At 49.8% G+C, this 15,073-nt stretch carries 13 protein-coding genes; 6 read left to right on the top strand and 7 right to left on the bottom strand.

Features of this window, described 5'->3' with window-relative positions:
• Window positions 1-72: 72 nt before the first annotated feature.
• Window positions 73-1,872, top strand: coding sequence for a TrkH family potassium uptake protein (locus VGN67_RS10385; protein ID WP_327486750.1), 1,800 nt, complete (start codon window positions 73-75; stop codon window positions 1,870-1,872).
• A 60-nt stretch (window positions 1,873-1,932) separates the two neighbouring features.
• Window positions 1,933-2,616 carry a TrkA family potassium uptake protein gene (locus VGN67_RS10380; protein WP_327486748.1) on the top strand — a complete coding sequence of 228 codons (684 nt, stop codon included), beginning with the start codon at window positions 1,933-1,935 and terminating at the stop codon, window positions 2,614-2,616.
• Here the strand turns inward: VGN67_RS10380 and VGN67_RS10375 are convergent, their stop codons facing one another.
• The 7 genes from VGN67_RS10375 to VGN67_RS10345 all read right to left on the bottom strand — a co-directional run bounded on the left by VGN67_RS10375 (window position 2,617) and on the right by VGN67_RS10345 (window position 7,172).
• A complete protein-coding gene (locus tag VGN67_RS10375; protein WP_327486747.1) occupies window positions 2,617-3,669 on the bottom strand; it encodes a CHC2 zinc finger domain-containing protein in 1,053 nt (350 codons plus the stop codon).
• 148 nt (window positions 3,670-3,817) lie between these two features.
• Complete coding sequence (atpH, locus tag VGN67_RS10370; protein WP_327486746.1) at window positions 3,818-4,354, bottom strand: ATP synthase F1 subunit delta; 537 nt, start codon at window positions 4,352-4,354, stop codon at window positions 3,818-3,820.
• Between the two features lie 114 nt (window positions 4,355-4,468).
• A complete protein-coding gene (atpF, locus tag VGN67_RS10365) occupies window positions 4,469-4,963 on the bottom strand; it encodes a F0F1 ATP synthase subunit B (RefSeq protein ID WP_327486745.1) in 495 nt (164 codons plus the stop codon).
• Between the two features lie 149 nt (window positions 4,964-5,112).
• On the bottom strand, window positions 5,113-5,376 hold the full coding sequence (gene atpE, locus VGN67_RS10360; RefSeq protein ID WP_327486744.1) for a F0F1 ATP synthase subunit C: 264 nt from the start codon (window positions 5,374-5,376) through the stop codon (window positions 5,113-5,115).
• Window positions 5,377-5,424: 48 nt separating this feature from the next.
• On the bottom strand, window positions 5,425-6,540 hold the full coding sequence (atpB, locus tag VGN67_RS10355; RefSeq protein ID WP_327486743.1) for a F0F1 ATP synthase subunit A: 1,116 nt from the start codon (window positions 6,538-6,540) through the stop codon (window positions 5,425-5,427).
• Window positions 6,541-6,561: 21 nt separating this feature from the next.
• A complete protein-coding gene (locus tag VGN67_RS10350) occupies window positions 6,562-6,924 on the bottom strand; it encodes a hypothetical protein (protein ID WP_327486742.1) in 363 nt (120 codons plus the stop codon).
• Window positions 6,925-6,938: 14 nt separating this feature from the next.
• Window positions 6,939-7,172, bottom strand: a complete 234-nt coding sequence (locus tag VGN67_RS10345) for an AtpZ/AtpI family protein (protein ID WP_327486741.1) — start codon at window positions 7,170-7,172, stop codon at window positions 6,939-6,941.
• A 258-nt stretch (window positions 7,173-7,430) separates the two neighbouring features.
• Between VGN67_RS10345 and VGN67_RS10340 the strand changes: the two genes are divergently transcribed.
• The 4 genes from VGN67_RS10340 (at window position 7,431) to uvrC (ending at window position 15,062) form a co-directional block, all read left to right on the top strand.
• Window positions 7,431-9,551 (top strand): tetratricopeptide repeat protein, encoded by a 2,121-nt coding sequence (locus VGN67_RS10340; protein ID WP_327486740.1) that lies wholly within the window; start codon window positions 7,431-7,433, stop codon window positions 9,549-9,551.
• A gap of 121 nt (window positions 9,552-9,672) precedes the next feature.
• Window positions 9,673-11,970, top strand: coding sequence for a penicillin-binding protein 1A (locus VGN67_RS10335; protein ID WP_327486739.1), 2,298 nt, complete (start codon window positions 9,673-9,675; stop codon window positions 11,968-11,970).
• 92 nt (window positions 11,971-12,062) lie between these two features.
• Window positions 12,063-13,211 (top strand): glycerate kinase, encoded by a 1,149-nt coding sequence (locus VGN67_RS10330; RefSeq protein WP_327486738.1) that lies wholly within the window; start codon window positions 12,063-12,065, stop codon window positions 13,209-13,211.
• Window positions 13,212-13,253: 42 nt separating this feature from the next.
• Window positions 13,254-15,062, top strand: a complete 1,809-nt coding sequence (uvrC, locus tag VGN67_RS10325) for an excinuclease ABC subunit UvrC (RefSeq protein WP_327486737.1) — start codon at window positions 13,254-13,256, stop codon at window positions 15,060-15,062.
• The last annotated feature ends 11 nt before the right edge of the window (window positions 15,063-15,073 follow it).

The raw sequence follows: 15,073 nt of genomic DNA, 5'->3' as shown, positions 1-15,073 counted from the left end.
GTAGTAGAGGCTCTTTTGTATTTTAGATTTTTACTTTTGTATATTACCGGCACGACTGGGTAGCCAATCTTTATGAATACAAGGCGGTTCTACTGGAATTTTCAGAATGTAAAAAACAGACTCTTAAAAAGACTGCACGGTCTTTTTGAAAATATTTCCTTTTACGTCGGCCTTTTTGTATTTCTGTTGGTGGTATACGATGTGGGTTTCCCGCACGTAATCAGATATATATACTTTGCCAGTTTCTACCTGCTGTACCTGGTAAGTTTCACCATTACCTCCGGCCTGCGCACGTTACGATTTCCTCCTACAACCCCTCTGGTACGATGGGGTCAATGGTTGATGACCTTTCTGCTGGCCTGCTTTTGTCTTTATAAGTACAGTGTCATCAGGAGAAGCCCGGACTTTAACTCCATAAGTTACTACGGGGGGCTGCTGCTTTGTTTTGTATTAATCTTGCTGGATACTTCCCGCAAAGTGCTGGCCTTTTATACCCGGGGTTTTAACCCGGCCCTGGCCTTTGTACTTAGTTTTATTCTGTTGGCTTTTATGGGTTGTGGCCTGTTACTGCTTCCCCGGGCCACGGTACACGGTATATCATTTGCCGATGCCCTCTTTACCTCCTTCAGCGCAGTATGCGTTACCGGACTCACCACCCTTGATACGGCTACGGAGTTTACCCGCCTGGGAAAGTTTTTTATCCTTTGCCTGATTCAACTGGGCGGCTTGGGTATTCTCTCCTTTACCAGTTTTCTGGGGTATATCTACAAAGGTGGTTTTTCCCTGGAGAACCAACTGTTCTTACGGGAGTACGTATCAGCTGAGCGGGTAAGTGATACCTTCCGGTCACTCATGCAGATTATTATTATTACCCTGCTTGTTGAAACTATTGGGGCCATCGGGATTTACCTTACCGTAGATGATGGCCTGTTCGATAATTCTGCCCAACGCCTTCGGTTTTCCATTTTTCATTCGGTTTCTGCCTTTTGTAATGCCGGATTTTCTATTACCCCCGACGGCCTCAACAACCCCGAACTGAGGATGAATTATGACTTTCAGCTGGTAATATGCGTACTGGTAATTGTGGGTGGACTCGGGTACCCAATAGTAGTAGACTTTTATCAATACATAAAGTTCTGGTTTAACCAGCTCTTCGGCCGGGTCCGGTACCACCGGTCCTTTAGTCACCTGCCCCGCACCTTAAGTGCCAATACCTACCTTGTGCTTACTACTACCATGTTCTTATTACTAGCCGGATTTGTAAGCGTTTTAATAACCGAGTACTATGGTTTACTATTTGAGCATGAAACCTGGGGAGGTAAATTGGTCACGGCCTTCTTTGCGTCGGTTACGCCCCGAACGGCTGGTTTCAATTCCTTCGATACCACCATCCTGCAGCCAGCTACCATCCTGGTTTACCTGCTCCTGATGTGGATTGGAGCCTCACCGGCCTCCACCGGGGGAGGTATCAAAACCTCTACCTTCGCTATTGCCATTCTGAATGTGTTTAGTTTGGCCAGTGGACAGGATCGCCTGGAAATCCGGCGCAGACAAATCTCCAATGATTCGGTTCGCCGGGCTTTTTCAATTATTATGCTTTCCCTGTTGGTCATCGGGCCGGCCATACTCATTATTACCGTACTGGAACCGGAAAGGCGGCTGATAAATGTGGCGTTTGAGTGTTTTTCGGCTTTTAGTACCGTGGGTCTTACTCTGGGGATTACCCCCATGCTGTCAGATACCTCCAAAATGGTACTGGTCGTAGTCATGTTTCTGGGGCGGGTAGGTACCTTTACTTTGTTTGTAGCCTTTGTGAGAAGGGCGCGCGCAACAAATTACCATTACCCCAGCGAAACTATCTTTATCAGTTGATAACAGTAAACTGAGCCCATTCGTTTTACTAAAAATAGTACTTTTCTGTACCTGGTTTATATGAAATTCTTTATAGTAGGTCTTGGTAATTTTGGGGCTACGCTTTCGGTGAAGCTAACGTCTATGGGGCATGAAGTGATAGGGGCTGACATAAATATGAGTAAGGTAGAAGCCTTTAAAAACCGGATTACCCATACCGTAGCCATGGACTGTACGGATGTTCACAACCTGAATTCCCTACCCCTGACGGAAATGGATATTGTGGTAGTGGCCATTGGGGAAGACTTCGCGGCCTCCGTACTGGTTACGGCCCTGTTAAAACAAATGAAGGTCAAGAAACTGATTGGCCGGGCCTTTAATGACACCCACCGAACGGTGATTGAGGCGTTGGGTGTAGACGAACTACTGCTACCCGAGCAGGATTCGGCCGAAAAAGTTGCCAAACGGCTGACCATCCCTCAGGTGGAGAATTCCTACGAAATATGCGACGAATCGGCCATGCTTGAGTTACGGATTCCGCAGCGATTTTACTACCAGCGATTGTCGGAAACGGGCTTTTCCAGTTCCAAGAGCCTCAAAGTAGTGGCCTATGTACACGTTGAGAACGAGAAGAGTTTGCTGGGCCACTCGCGCAAGGTAAAAAAGCTGGAACTGGATGTGCATCCGGATAAAGAACTACAGCCCGGCGACCATTTGATCCTGATCGGGAATGTAAAAGAACTAAAAAAGATACTTTCCAGGTAGTTATTCCTCCTGATCCCTACGGGTAAAGTACTCATTTATATCTTTAAAGCCATCTTTTACGGTTCGCGAGTAGGTACTTAGTCCCGCTCCTTCAAATATGTCGCGGTAGGCTTTGACCGCGTGCTGACCAGCCGGGTCGTTGTCGAACCAGAAGCAGATTTCAAACCGCTGAAACAGTTTTGCCCACTCCTTTTTGAACAGGGTGACACTTCCCAGACTTACCGCCGGGTGTCCCTGCTGGACCAGGGTCATGCAGTCAAAGGCTCCCTCGGTCAGGTACACGGTGCGTCCGGTTCGTACCTTGCGCAGCATATCACCGTTAAATAAGGAGATAGGTACCCCGTTCAGAAACTGGTAACGCGGCGTTTTGTCCTCTGGGCGGCCAATCACCCGCCCCTGTAGATACACCAGCTTTTCGTTTTGGTAGTAGGGTATAATGATGGCGTGTTTATAAAAAATCAGGTTGTCTTTCTCGTTGTACAGGCCAGAGTCGCGCAGGTCGGCCGTGGCGAATTGAGAGCGCAGAAAATAGCTGGCCGAATGGTAGTCTTTTATTACAAATATACCAAAGCGCCGAAGGGTGTAGTCCGAAAAGCCCCGTTGCCGGAGGTACTCATTTGCTTCCTGTGAAATGCTGGTTTCGGGCTGCGATTCGCAATAGGTTTTCAGGGCTTCGTAAATCTCCGTGTGCAGCGGCTGGTAAGTATAAACCTTGGTGTCGGGGAGGAAGTCAGCCGGTATTTCGGCCCGGGCGGTGATACGGTTGGGTGGGGGCGGACCTTTTCTTAGGTAAGCGGGTACATAATGATAAGCCAGCTCGTGCATGGCCAATTTGTATTCCTGCCGGGTAAATGCCGCGTAGAAATGGACCACGTCGCCGCGCTTCCCGCAGCCAAAGCAGTAGTAGGTGTTGGTCTGCGGATAAAGTACCAGCGAGGGCGTTTTTTCTTCGTGAAAGGGACAGAAAATCTTTCGGTGCTGATGGATGTCAAACCCCAGGTCCTGCACCACCCGAAGCAGGTCCACTTTCCGTACTTCTTCCAGTATATTCATAAGCCAAAGGTACAAAAGCCAGTGGCAATCTGGAATATGGCCACTTCAGCTACTGAATTGTAAAGCCTCAATTAAGGCCAGGCACAAAAAAAGACCCAGCCGCAAGGCAGCTGGGTCTTTCCAAATTATACAGATAAAAAATGAAATCTTAGCCCAGTAGTTCGAGCTTGAGTTCGTTGAGGCGGCTGCGGATAGAGGCATCAATCTGACGGTCACCAATGCGCAGTATATAACCTCCTATAAGTTTGGGGTCTATTTTTTCTTCCAGTTCCACGGTTTTATTGGTGGCCTCATTAACCATGGTATTGAACTGCTGACGAAGCTCGGCAGTGAGTGGTGTACTTGTCACAACGGTCGCTTTCTGAATACCCTTATAGGTATCGTACAGTTTAATAAACTCGTCGGCAATCGCATCCAGAATAGCTTCCCGGTTTTTCTTGGTAATGATATTGAAAATTGTAAAAGATACCGGATCAACTTTATCCTGAAATAGACCTTTCAGGATACCCAGCTTCCTTTCGTGCCGGATTACCGGACTGCTTAGAGCTAGCATTAGCGCCCGGTTTTCATTAGCCGTGTTTTTGAAAAGCTGCATGTCTTTGTATACAGTTTCAACCACACCTTTTTCCTGGGCCAGTTCAATCAGCGATTTAGCGTATCGTGAGGCAACAGAACCTACTGACATAGTCTCTTATTTTTGATGAAGTACCTGGGGTACTTCAGGTAGTTTAGTTTATGATATGGTCGGGCAACGGCAAGAAACTGCCAACTAATTGACAATTTTTGTTTTAAACCGTTTTTAGTTCATGCGGGCATTGGAAGCCAACTCGGCAACCAGCTTTTCCTGAGAAACTTTATCGTTCAACTCACGGCGAAGTACCTGTTCCGCTATCTGCAAAGATAGGGCGGCTACTTCTTTTCTCATTTGGCTGATAGCAGCCTGCTGCTCGTTACGGATAGTTTGACGGGCACTCTCAATTACTTTCTGGCCTTCCTCGGTCGCTTTTTCACGCGCCTCGGCGATCATCCGGTCAGAAGCGTCTTTGGCTTCGCGGATAATGCGATCACGGGCGGCGTTGGCTTCGGCCAGTAGTTTGGCGTTGTCAGCCTGAAGTTGAGCCATTTCGGCCTTGGTTCTTTCTGCCAGGTCAAGGGCACTTTGAATTTCGTTTTCGCGGTCCTTGAGACCGGCAATAATAGGCTTCCAGGCAAAGGAGCGAAGTATAACTACCAGTAGCAGAAATACCACCAGCATCCAGAACAAAAGACCAATGGCAGGGGTAAGCAATGACATAGTTATGAAGTTTTTAGTATAAGATAGTTGGTACTAACAAGCCTTAACCTTTTGTTTTTTATTAAACTGTGGGGGCCTAATGCCCCCACAGAAGATTTTTGCTACCTCACCGCCTAATGCAGATGAAGCAATACGTTTTTTTGCTGCTCTTACAGATTGAAAGAAATCAGCAGACAGATAACCGCTGCAAACAGGGCCACCGCCTCGATAAGAGCCGCGATGATAAGCATAGCCGTCTGGATACGACCGGCAGCCTCAGGCTGACGGGCAATACCTTCCATAGCGCTACCACCGATACGACCAATACCCAGACCAGCACCGATAGCTGCCAGACCAGCACCGATACCGGCACCCATTACGGCCAGACCTACACCGTTCTGCTCAGCAGCTTGAAGCAAAATTTGAAGCAACATAATTGTGTTCGTTTAGAGATATATAATTAAAAAACAAAAGATTACTGATTAGTGACCTGCCGCTTCGTGACCAATCCCGTGGTCGGCCTCGTGGTTGTCTTCGATGGCACTACCGATGTACATGGACGAAAGCAGGGTAAAAATAAACGCCTGAATAAAGGCCACCATGATTTCGATAAAGTTCATGAACAGCGCAAACAGGGAAATAACCGGAGCGATAATAATGCTCTTGAAAATGAATATCAGTCCAAAAAGACTTAACAGGATAATGTGACCCGCCGTCATGTTGGCAAAAAGACGAACCATGAGTGAGAAAGGCTTCATGAATACCCCAACAATCTCGACCGGAATCATGATGGGTAGCAGGGCTACCGGTACGCCGGTTGGTTTGAAAAGGTGCATGTAGTAATGCTTATTGGCATTGATATGCACGATAATAAACGTAAGCACGGCCAGGGTCATCGTAATAGCGATGTTGCCGGTCAGGTTGGCAGCACCCGGCAGCAGACCCAGCAGGTTGTTGAACAGGATAAAGAAAAACAACGTAAGCATGTAGGGCAGGTACTTCTCGTAGTGGGGGCCAATGTTAGGCTTAACCACTTCATCCCGAATGAACAGGATGATGACCTCCATAAACGACTGAAAACCACGGGGGGCTTTGCCCTTGCGGTTGGTGTAGGCTTTGGCTACTGAACCAAAGATAACCAGGAGCAGAATGGCGCTGATAAGCATGGAGGCCACGTTCTTGGTGATAGAAAAGTCATAAACGGTACGTGACTCATCTACCGGAACTATCTCTTCCTTATCACCGTGTTCCAGCCGGTACCCGTTGTATTCGTGCTGGTCGTTATGGAACTTGCTGGACATGAAAGCTTCCAGGCCCCGGTCGGATGAGTAAAGGATTACCGGCAACGGAATAACCAGCCCATGCGCGTATTCCCACTCGTGGGAGTCAGCAATGTGGTGCATGATCATTTCACCAATGTTAAATTCTTCTTCTTCGTGTCCCTGATTTTCCTGAGCGGCGTGCTCATCGAAGCTGGGCGCCTGGGCTGCAGACGTATCAATCAGGTCAGAAGGCTCGTGCTGGGCCTGTAACGGGCTGGAAATGAATAGCGCGGCTACTAAGACAATACTAAAATACTGGCGGATATGAGTAAACATAAAAGCTTGTATGACTATGCATTATGAATTGCGGCGCAAGTTACGATACAAACCAAATATTTCAAAGCCTGTGTAAAATAAATAGAGTGCAAAAAAGTCAAGAATGAAAGCGGGCCGGTTGTCAACGCCCAGGTATAGAAATACGCCCACAAAGATCAGGGACAGCAGGAGGCGGCCAATGATGGTAGAAAGGTAAAACTGGACGAATTTTTCACGGTTGTTCTTAAATCCCATTTCCATGAGGCGATGAATCAGGAACGATACCCCCAGAAAAAACGCCAGCATATACCAGATTGTGGGATGAATCCAGGTGTCTTGTCCGGATTTTTGAGCTAAAAATAATGCAATTCCCAGGAGGAGTGTAGCCAGAATACTTCTTAGCATGTGAGCAATTTATTTTAATTTTTGGGGAGTCCCCGGATAAACATGTATAAAGAGCCCGCAATGGAGCTTAGCGACAGTACCAGCGTCCAGACCGGTACTTTGTTTTCTTGCCATTCGTCCAGTTTATAACCGGCATAGGTAAAAACTAATATGGTGCCGAGCATTTGGAAGGCCAGGCTCGAGTACCTGACGTAGGAATTGGTACGTTGGCGGTTCTTTTCCCAGTCATCGCGTTTGGGGTCCTGCATATATAGGGGTGCGACAGAATTGTTGGAAATTAAGGGTAAAGTTGCCTCAAATTTCGGAAATGGCATTATCTTCGATACGTATTACTAACAATAGTACGTTTTAAGAGTGTCAGTAGTGCCAGGTACCTCTAAGTTAACTAGTGAAATCACGTGTCAGTGATCCAATACACTTTATCATATTGTCGGAGCCTGGGAGCCACCCTTGCCCTGTTTTGGGTTTTAACGGGCTGTTCCCAGTATAGCACCCGGCCCGGTAGTGTGGCTTTTCATAACCTGACAGCCAAATACAATGCCTACCACATTGCCCGTAACGACCTTCAGGAGGCGGAGCGGGCCATTGAGAAGGCGTACCGGGATGACTATAACCAATTGCTTCCCATTCTGCTCCCGCTCGATTCCACACTCGCGGTTAGTGTAAAACCTCAGCTGGAAGACGCCATCAAGAAAGCGTCGATTGTTGCCGAACGCCACCAGAACAGTAAATGGTTGGATAATAGCTATACCCTGATCGGGAAAGCCCGGTTGTACCTGGGGCAATGGGACGACGGGGTGGAAGCGCTGCGGTATGTGTTTGCCAACGGCCGCGACGAGAACGATAAAAATGAAGCACTTATCTGGCTCATGCGTGCCTACGTGGCCCGCAACGACTTCTCCAATGCCCTGAACGTGGCGGAGTACCTCCGGCAGCAACCGCTGAACAAAGAAGCCACCCGCGATTTTTACCTCACCAAAGCGTACCTGCATCAGCAACGCGGCGAACACCTGACGGCCGTTGCCATCATGGAGCAAACCTATCCGTTGTTGAAAAAGTCACTACAGACCGCCCGTCTGCACTACATCACCGGTCAACTCTACGATCGGATTGGCCAGTTTGCGCTGGCCAACCAGCACTACCGCTCGGTGAACCGCAACCGGCCGTCCTACGATTTGGCCTTCAACGCGGGCATGAACTCCCTGCAGAACCAGGCGCTCCTCCAGCCCGGCGCTGATTTGTCCACGGCCGGCTTTGATAAAATGCTGCGTGACCGCAAGAATAATGACCTCCGGGACCGTATCTACTATACCATGGGCCTCCTGGCCGAGCGGCGGGAGCGCTACCCGCAGGCCGTAGACTACCTGCACAAATCCATTGCCGCGGCGGGTGTTAATACCGGTCAGGTACCTTATACGTACCTGGAGCTGGCCCGAATCAATTATGACCGCCTCGAAAACTACGAAGGAGCCAAGGCCTATTACGACAGTGCACTGGTACTGTTACCAAAGGAAGCCCAGGAGTACCGGTTGATGTCGGAGCGAAAAAAGGCCCTGGATGAATTTGTAACCCAACTGACCATAGTTCGGACCGAAGATAGCCTCCAGCAGTTGGCGCAGATGAATCCGGCGGCCCTGGACCGAAAGATTGACGCACTCATTGAGGCGGAAGAGGAAAAGAAGCAGCAGCTTTTACTCAAAGCTCAGGAAGCATTGACCGCCTCCAACCGTCCGTCGGCCGCCGACCAGGGTACCCCTTTCCTGTCTGGAAATGACCGGAGGTGGGAGCTCTACGACCCGGTGCTGGTAAACCAGGGGCGGGTTGAGTTTCGGCGGTTGTGGGGGAATCGTACGCTGGAAGACGACTGGCGGAGAAGTACCAAAGACACCCGTTCTTTTGCATCAAACAACCAGGAGGCACTGGCCGGGCCGGGACAGCCCCAAACGGAGCTGGCGGCTGAGTCAGCCATGACCCAAGGTTCCGCCGAGTGGCAGGCCCGCCGGGACGAGCTGCGCCGCCAGGTACCCGTGGGGGATGCCGCGCTGGCTGCTTCCCGAAAAAGAGAGGAAGACGCTCTGTATCGCCTGGGGAAAATTTACCGCTTCGACCTGAAAGAATCCGGGAAAGCGGTGGCTACTTTCAACCGTCTGCTCAAAGAGTACCCTAAAACCGACTACCGCGAAGAGCTGTACTACCTCATTTATTTATCATTACCTGAACAGGATAATACCCGGACCCAGTGGAAAGATAAACTGCTGGCGGAGTTCCCGGCTTCTACCTATGCCCGCCTGCTGAACCAGGTACCCCGGGCTTCGGAACCAGGTACGGTAGCCCAGGCCGACGCACCGGCCAAATCGTACGATCGGGTTTATGAACTTTATACATCGGGTAATTATTCGGAAGGGCTAGCCCAGGTGGAAAACGCACTTTCACAGCATCAGGGCAGTACCCTGGAAGATAAATTTGCCCTTTTGCGAATATTTCTGGTAGGAAAAGTCCGGGGCCGCGACGCCTACCTACAGGCCATCAATGAGTTTATTCGCCTCTACCCGGATAGTTCGCTGCTGCCCAGGGTGCAGGAGATGCTGGAAGTTACCGGGCAGGCTTCAGTACGCCGGAAATTCTGAAAATACTATCTTTGCGGCTGACAGATTGTAAGAGAAACAGCTTCAGTAACGTTATTATAGGTGAGGAACTTTGACCGGTCCTGAATGTTAACCCTCTAAAAAAGATATTAAATTAAATGACATGGCTGAGATAAAGCGGGGAAAGTACTATCGGATTATTGTAAACATGTGGCGCCTGGCCGCCATCACTCTGGCTTTAGTAGTATTGTATATTTTTGCCGTTAGCGTCAACCTTTTTTGGTTGTTCGGAGGAATGCCGGATCTGAAAACGCTGGAGAATCCAAAATTTGAACTTGCTTCCGAACTGATTTCGGAAGACGGCAAGTCATTAGGAAAGTATATTATCGAAAACCGTGCTCTCATCGAGTTCGACCAGGTGTCGCCCCGGCTCATCGAAGCCTTGCTGGCTACTGAGGATGCCCGGTTTATCAAGCACTCCGGTATTGATGTACGAAGCCTGGGGCGTGCCGTTACGGGGGTAGCTACCGGGCGGTCCAGCTCCGGTGGTGGTAGTACCCTTACGCAGCAAACGGCCAAAAACCTTTTTGAAACCCGTACCGAAAAGTACCGTGGTCTGCTGGGCGATGTACCTTTAGTACGTACGGTCATTGCCAAAACCAAAGAGTGGATCTTGTCCGTAATTCTTGAGCGCAAGTACACCAAGCGCGAGATTTTGATGATGTACCTCAACACCAACTCCTTTGGAAATAATACCTACGGAATAAAAGTAGCGGCCCGTACCTACTTTAACAAGGAGGCCTGGAACCTGGATGTACACGAAGCAGCCCTGCTGGTGGGTATGCTCCAGAACCCTACCTTCTGGAACCCGAGACGTTTCCCGGAAAGAGCACTGCTACGCCGTAATACGGTACTTTCCCAGATGGTGAAGTATGGATTTCTGGATAGTGAACAGTACCAGGCGTACAAGGCAAAGCCCCTGGACATGGAATTTACCATCGAAAGCCATAATTATGGACCGGCTCCTTACTTCAGAGAGTCCCTGAAGGGAATGCTGAAAAACTGGGTGGAACAATACAACGAGGACAATGATAAGGACTATGACCTGTATACCAGCGGCTTGCGGATCTATACTTCCATTGATTCACGAATGCAGCGTTATGCCGAAGAAGCAGTAACCGAGCACATGAAGCAGCAGCAAAAACTGTTTTTTGAGCATTGGAAAGGTCGTGATCCCTGGATTGATGAAAATGGGAAACCTATCAAAGGCTTCATTGAGAGAGCAGTACGAGTATCGCCCCGGTATATCAGTCTCAAAAGGGAATTAGGGGAGGAGGAGGCCATGAAAGTAATGCGCACTCCCTATAAAATGAAGGTGTTTTCGTGGGATGGTGAAAAGGAAGTTACTATGAGTCCGATTGACTCTATCAAGTACTATAAGCATTTTCTTCGTACCGGATTTATGTCCATGGACCCGCGCAACGGTCACGTGAAAGCCTGGGTGGGCGGGGTTAATTTCCGGCACTTCAAGTATGAGCACGTGAAGCAGGGAAAACGGCAACCGGGTTCTACTTTCAAGCCTTTCGTATACGTATCGGCGCTTGATAAAAACTTTCTGACTCCCTGCTCCCATATTACCGACCAGCCGGTCACATTTACGCTGGCCGATGGGGTACCGGGTGGCTGGACCCCTAAAAACTCCGACGGTAAGTATTCCTACCGGTCGCTGTCCCTGCGGCAGGCGCTGGGTAAATCCATCAACTCCGTAAGTGCTTATATCATGAAGCAGGTGCGGCCTAATACAGTAGTTGACTATGCCCATAAATTAGGGATCAACAGTAAGTTGGACGCTACCCCTGCTCTGTGCCTGGGTACCAGCGATGTATCCGTGTACGAAATGGTAAGCGCGTACTGTGCCTTTGTAAACGGTGGACACAGTACCGAGCCCATGACAGTACTTCGTATTGAAGACCGGTACGGCAACTTATTGCAGGAGTTCTTCCCCAAGGTCAACCAGGAGTTGAGTGCCAACATGGCCTATAATATGGTGTACCTGATGCGGGGGGCGGTTGAAGATCCGGGTGGTACTTCTATGCGTCTGCATAGCTTTGGTGTTACCAAGGACAACGAAATCGCCGCTAAAACCGGTACTACCTCCAACTACTCCGACGGCTGGTTTATGGGAATGACCCATAACCTGGTGTCGGGCCTGTGGGTGGGCGGGGAAGACCGCAGTATCCACTTCCGGTCTATGGCTTATGGGCAGGGTGCCCGGATTGCCCTGCCAGCCTGGGGCTTGTACATGCAGAAAGTGTACGCCGACCCTACGCTGGTACAGTACCGAAAAGGGGTATTCAAAAAACCCGATAACTACACCCTGGATTGTGGAGGCGTGTACCTTGACCCCAACGATACCTACATTCCACCTTCCGTTTCGGATGATGAGGGTGTGTTGTTCTAATTGGAAATAAAAGAATAAAAAAGAAGTGCCGGAGGAGAAGTCTTCCGGCATTTTGTTTATTTAGTGCCCATTACCACCTCTTTTAGATCCCAATGAATATACTAATCGCTCCCGATAAGTTCCGTGGCTCGCTTGAGGCTATTGAAGTGTGCCAGGCGGCCAGGGAAGGTATCTTGCTGGCTTTCCCCACCGCAACTGTCCTGACAGTACCTTTGGCCGATGGGGGGGAAGGTACCACGGCCATACTTACCCAGCAGGTTGGCGGTACCCTGGTGACGGTACCCGTAAGCGATCCCCTGGGCCGACCCATTCGGGCGGAGTATGGTATTTCGTCCGACGGCTCCACCGCCTACCTCGAAATGGCGGCCGCTTCGGGGCTGCGACTACTGGAACCGCAGGAGTACAATCCTTTGCAAACCTCTACCTACGGTACCGGCGAGCTGATAAAACACGCCATGGAAAGGGGCGTCCGGACCATTATTCTGGGAATTGGGGGAAGTGCCACTACCGACGGGGGTATTGGCATGGCTGCGGCGTTAGGATACCGATTCCTGGATACTGAAGGAGCAGAAGTATTTCCCAATGGCGAAGCATTAACCAAATTGGATAGAATTGATACATCCGGGGTTGATTCCCGCTTATCAGAAGTCAATATTATTATTGCCTGCGACGTTACAAACCCATTGTACGGGGAGCAGGGAGCGGCTTATATTTACGGTCCGCAGAAGGGAGCGGATGAGCGGATGGTAGCGTTGCTTGATTCGGGCCTGCGTCGGCTGGCTCGGGTGGCCACAAGTACCTTTGGGCGCGATGTCAGCGAGGTACCCGGTGCCGGGGCGGCCGGTGGGGTAGGAGCCGGGGCCTTGTGGTTTCTAAGCGCTACGTTGCGGGAGGGAGTACAAATTGTGATCGAACAGACCAGGCTGGAAGATTTGATTCAGACGGCCGACCTGGTTATCACGGGCGAGGGAAAGGTTGACCAGCAGACGCTCAGTGGTAAACTTGTGAAAGGGTTAGCTGATCTGTGCCGGCAGAAAGAGGTACCCCTGGCGGTAGTATGCGGTACGCTCCTGATTTCGCCCGAAGAAATACAGCAGGCGGGTATCACCTGCGCCCTGTCGGTTCTGAACCGGCCTATGAGTCTGGACCAGGCCCAGGCAGAGGCGTACCAGCGGGTTCGGGAAGCAACTTTTCAGCTCGTACGGTTGTTTTATTCAGGCAGGAGGAGCGGTGGTAATTAACCCGGCACCCCGGCTTGCTAGCTACTTTTTTTGTTACGACGAATGGCTGATTTTGATTATAAAGTAGAACTTTCAAAGATTCCGGCCGAGCCGGGGGTATACCGGTATTTTGATGATAAGGACGAGGTAATCTACGTAGGAAAGGCCAAAAGCCTGAAAAACCGGGTAAGTAGCTATTTTGTTAAATCCAACCAGCACGACCGCAAAACCAAACGCCTCGTAAGTCAGATCCGGCGAATTGAGTTTACCATTGTACCTACCGAATGGGACGCCTTGTTGCTGGAAAACCAATTGATAAAGCGCTTCCAGCCCCGCTTCAACATCCTGCTTCGCGACGATAAAACGTATCCGTTTATTCTTATTACCAACGAGCGTTTTCCGAGGGTAATGACCACCCGGCGGATCGATCGGAAAGCAGGTACCTACTACGGACCCTTCGCAAATCTGCGGGCTATGTACGCGCTGCTGGATATGTTCAAGTCGCTGTACCACCTTCGGTCCTGCCACCTGAACCTGTCCCGTGAGAACGTGGAGGCCGGTAAATACAAGGTATGCCTGGAGTACCACATTGGCAACTGCAAGGGACCCTGCGAGGCAAAAATTGAGGAAGAGGAGTACGATATTCAAATTGACCAGATTAACCATATTTTGAAAGGGAATCTGTCGCTTCCCCAGCAGTACTTCAAGCAAAAAATGCTCGAGTCGGCCGAGCAAATGGCTTTTGAACAAGCCCACGAATGGAAAACCAAGATTGAGCTGCTGGATGATTTTCAAAGTAAGGCAACGGTGGTTAATCCGCGCATTGGCGATGTGGATGTTTTGACCATCGTGTCGGACGAAGACGCCGCCTACCTTAACTTCATGAAAATTACCAACGGCTATGTGGTAGCTGCCCAGACTTTTGAAGTAAAGAAAAAGCTGGATGAGAGTGATGAGGATTTGCTGGCGATGATGATAGTAGAAATGCGGGAACAATACGGCAACCAGGCTAAAGAGCTTATTTCCAATCTAAAACCGGATATTGACCTGAAGCTGGATATTTCCATTCCGCAGATCGGCGACAAGAAAAAGTTGCTGGACATGTCAATGAAGAACGTCATGTACTTCCGTCGTGAAAAAGCCGAGCGAAAGGCGGTTGAATCATCGGCTACTACCTCCCGCCGTGACCGGGTCCTGATTAAGCTGAAAGCTGACCTACAGATAAAATCGCTGCCCCGCCGGATCGAGTGTTTTGATAACTCCAATATACAAGGTACTAATCCGGTAGCGGCTATGGTATGTTTCGTGGACGGAAGACCTTCCAAAAAAGATTACCGGCACTTCACCATTAAAACGGTGGTAGGGCCTAATGACTTTGCTTCCATGCGGGAGGTGGTGGGAAGGCGCTACAGCCGGGTAATGAGCGAAGGCGACGAACTACCTGACCTGATCGTAGTGGACGGTGGAAAGGGGCAACTGAGCGCGGCCTGCGACGCACTCAAGGAACTCGGCCTGTACGGACAAGTACCTATCATTGGTATTGCCAAGCGGCTGGAAGAAATTTATTTCCCCGAGGACTCGCTGCCGCTTTACATCGACAAAAAATCAGAATCGCTCAAGCTGATTCAGCAGATTCGGGACGAAGCGCACCGCTTTGCCATTACCTACCACCGCGACAAGCGCAGTCGCAACAGCCTTGTCAGCGAATTGGAAAACGTAGAGGGTATTGGTAAAAAAACGGCCGCTAAATTGTTGAAGTTTTATAAGTCGATCCGGGCCATACGGGAAAGTTCGGTGGAGCAGTTGGCTGAGGTGGTAGGGAATGACCGGGCGCAGAAAGTGCGGGCTTACTTTGATACGATGGTGCAGTAGTACTTAGTATG

Source organism: Telluribacter sp., from assembly GCF_035998675.1.
In the GTDB taxonomy this organism is placed as follows: Bacteria; Bacteroidota; Bacteroidia; order Cytophagales; family Spirosomataceae; genus Telluribacter.
The sequence above is the reverse complement of the archived record's forward strand: the minus strand, read 5'-3'. Positions and strand labels throughout refer to the sequence as shown.

Bases quoted from the DNA above. Each gene is read 5' to 3' on its own strand.
- VGN67_RS10385 (WP_327486750.1), top strand. From the start codon at position 73: ATGAATACAAGGCGGTTCTACTGGAATTTTCAGAATGTAAAAAACAGA.
- VGN67_RS10380 (WP_327486748.1), top strand. From the start codon at position 1,933: ATGAAATTCTTTATAGTAGGTCTTGGTAATTTTGGGGCTACGCTTTCG.
- VGN67_RS10375 (WP_327486747.1), bottom strand. From the start codon at position 3,669: ATGAATATACTGGAAGAAGTACGGAAAGTGGACCTGCTTCGGGTGGTG.
- atpH (WP_327486746.1), bottom strand. From the start codon at position 4,354: ATGTCAGTAGGTTCTGTTGCCTCACGATACGCTAAATCGCTGATTGAA.
- atpF (WP_327486745.1), bottom strand. From the start codon at position 4,963: ATGTCATTGCTTACCCCTGCCATTGGTCTTTTGTTCTGGATGCTGGTG.
- atpE (WP_327486744.1), bottom strand. From the start codon at position 5,376: ATGTTGCTTCAAATTTTGCTTCAAGCTGCTGAGCAGAACGGTGTAGGT.
- atpB (WP_327486743.1), bottom strand. From the start codon at position 6,540: ATGTTTACTCATATCCGCCAGTATTTTAGTATTGTCTTAGTAGCCGCG.
- VGN67_RS10350 (WP_327486742.1), bottom strand. From the start codon at position 6,924: ATGCTAAGAAGTATTCTGGCTACACTCCTCCTGGGAATTGCATTATTT.
- VGN67_RS10345 (WP_327486741.1), bottom strand. From the start codon at position 7,172: ATGCAGGACCCCAAACGCGATGACTGGGAAAAGAACCGCCAACGTACC.
- VGN67_RS10335 (WP_327486739.1), top strand. From the start codon at position 9,673: ATGGCTGAGATAAAGCGGGGAAAGTACTATCGGATTATTGTAAACATG.
- VGN67_RS10330 (WP_327486738.1), top strand. From the start codon at position 12,063: ATGAATATACTAATCGCTCCCGATAAGTTCCGTGGCTCGCTTGAGGCT.
- uvrC (WP_327486737.1), top strand. From the start codon at position 13,254: ATGGCTGATTTTGATTATAAAGTAGAACTTTCAAAGATTCCGGCCGAG.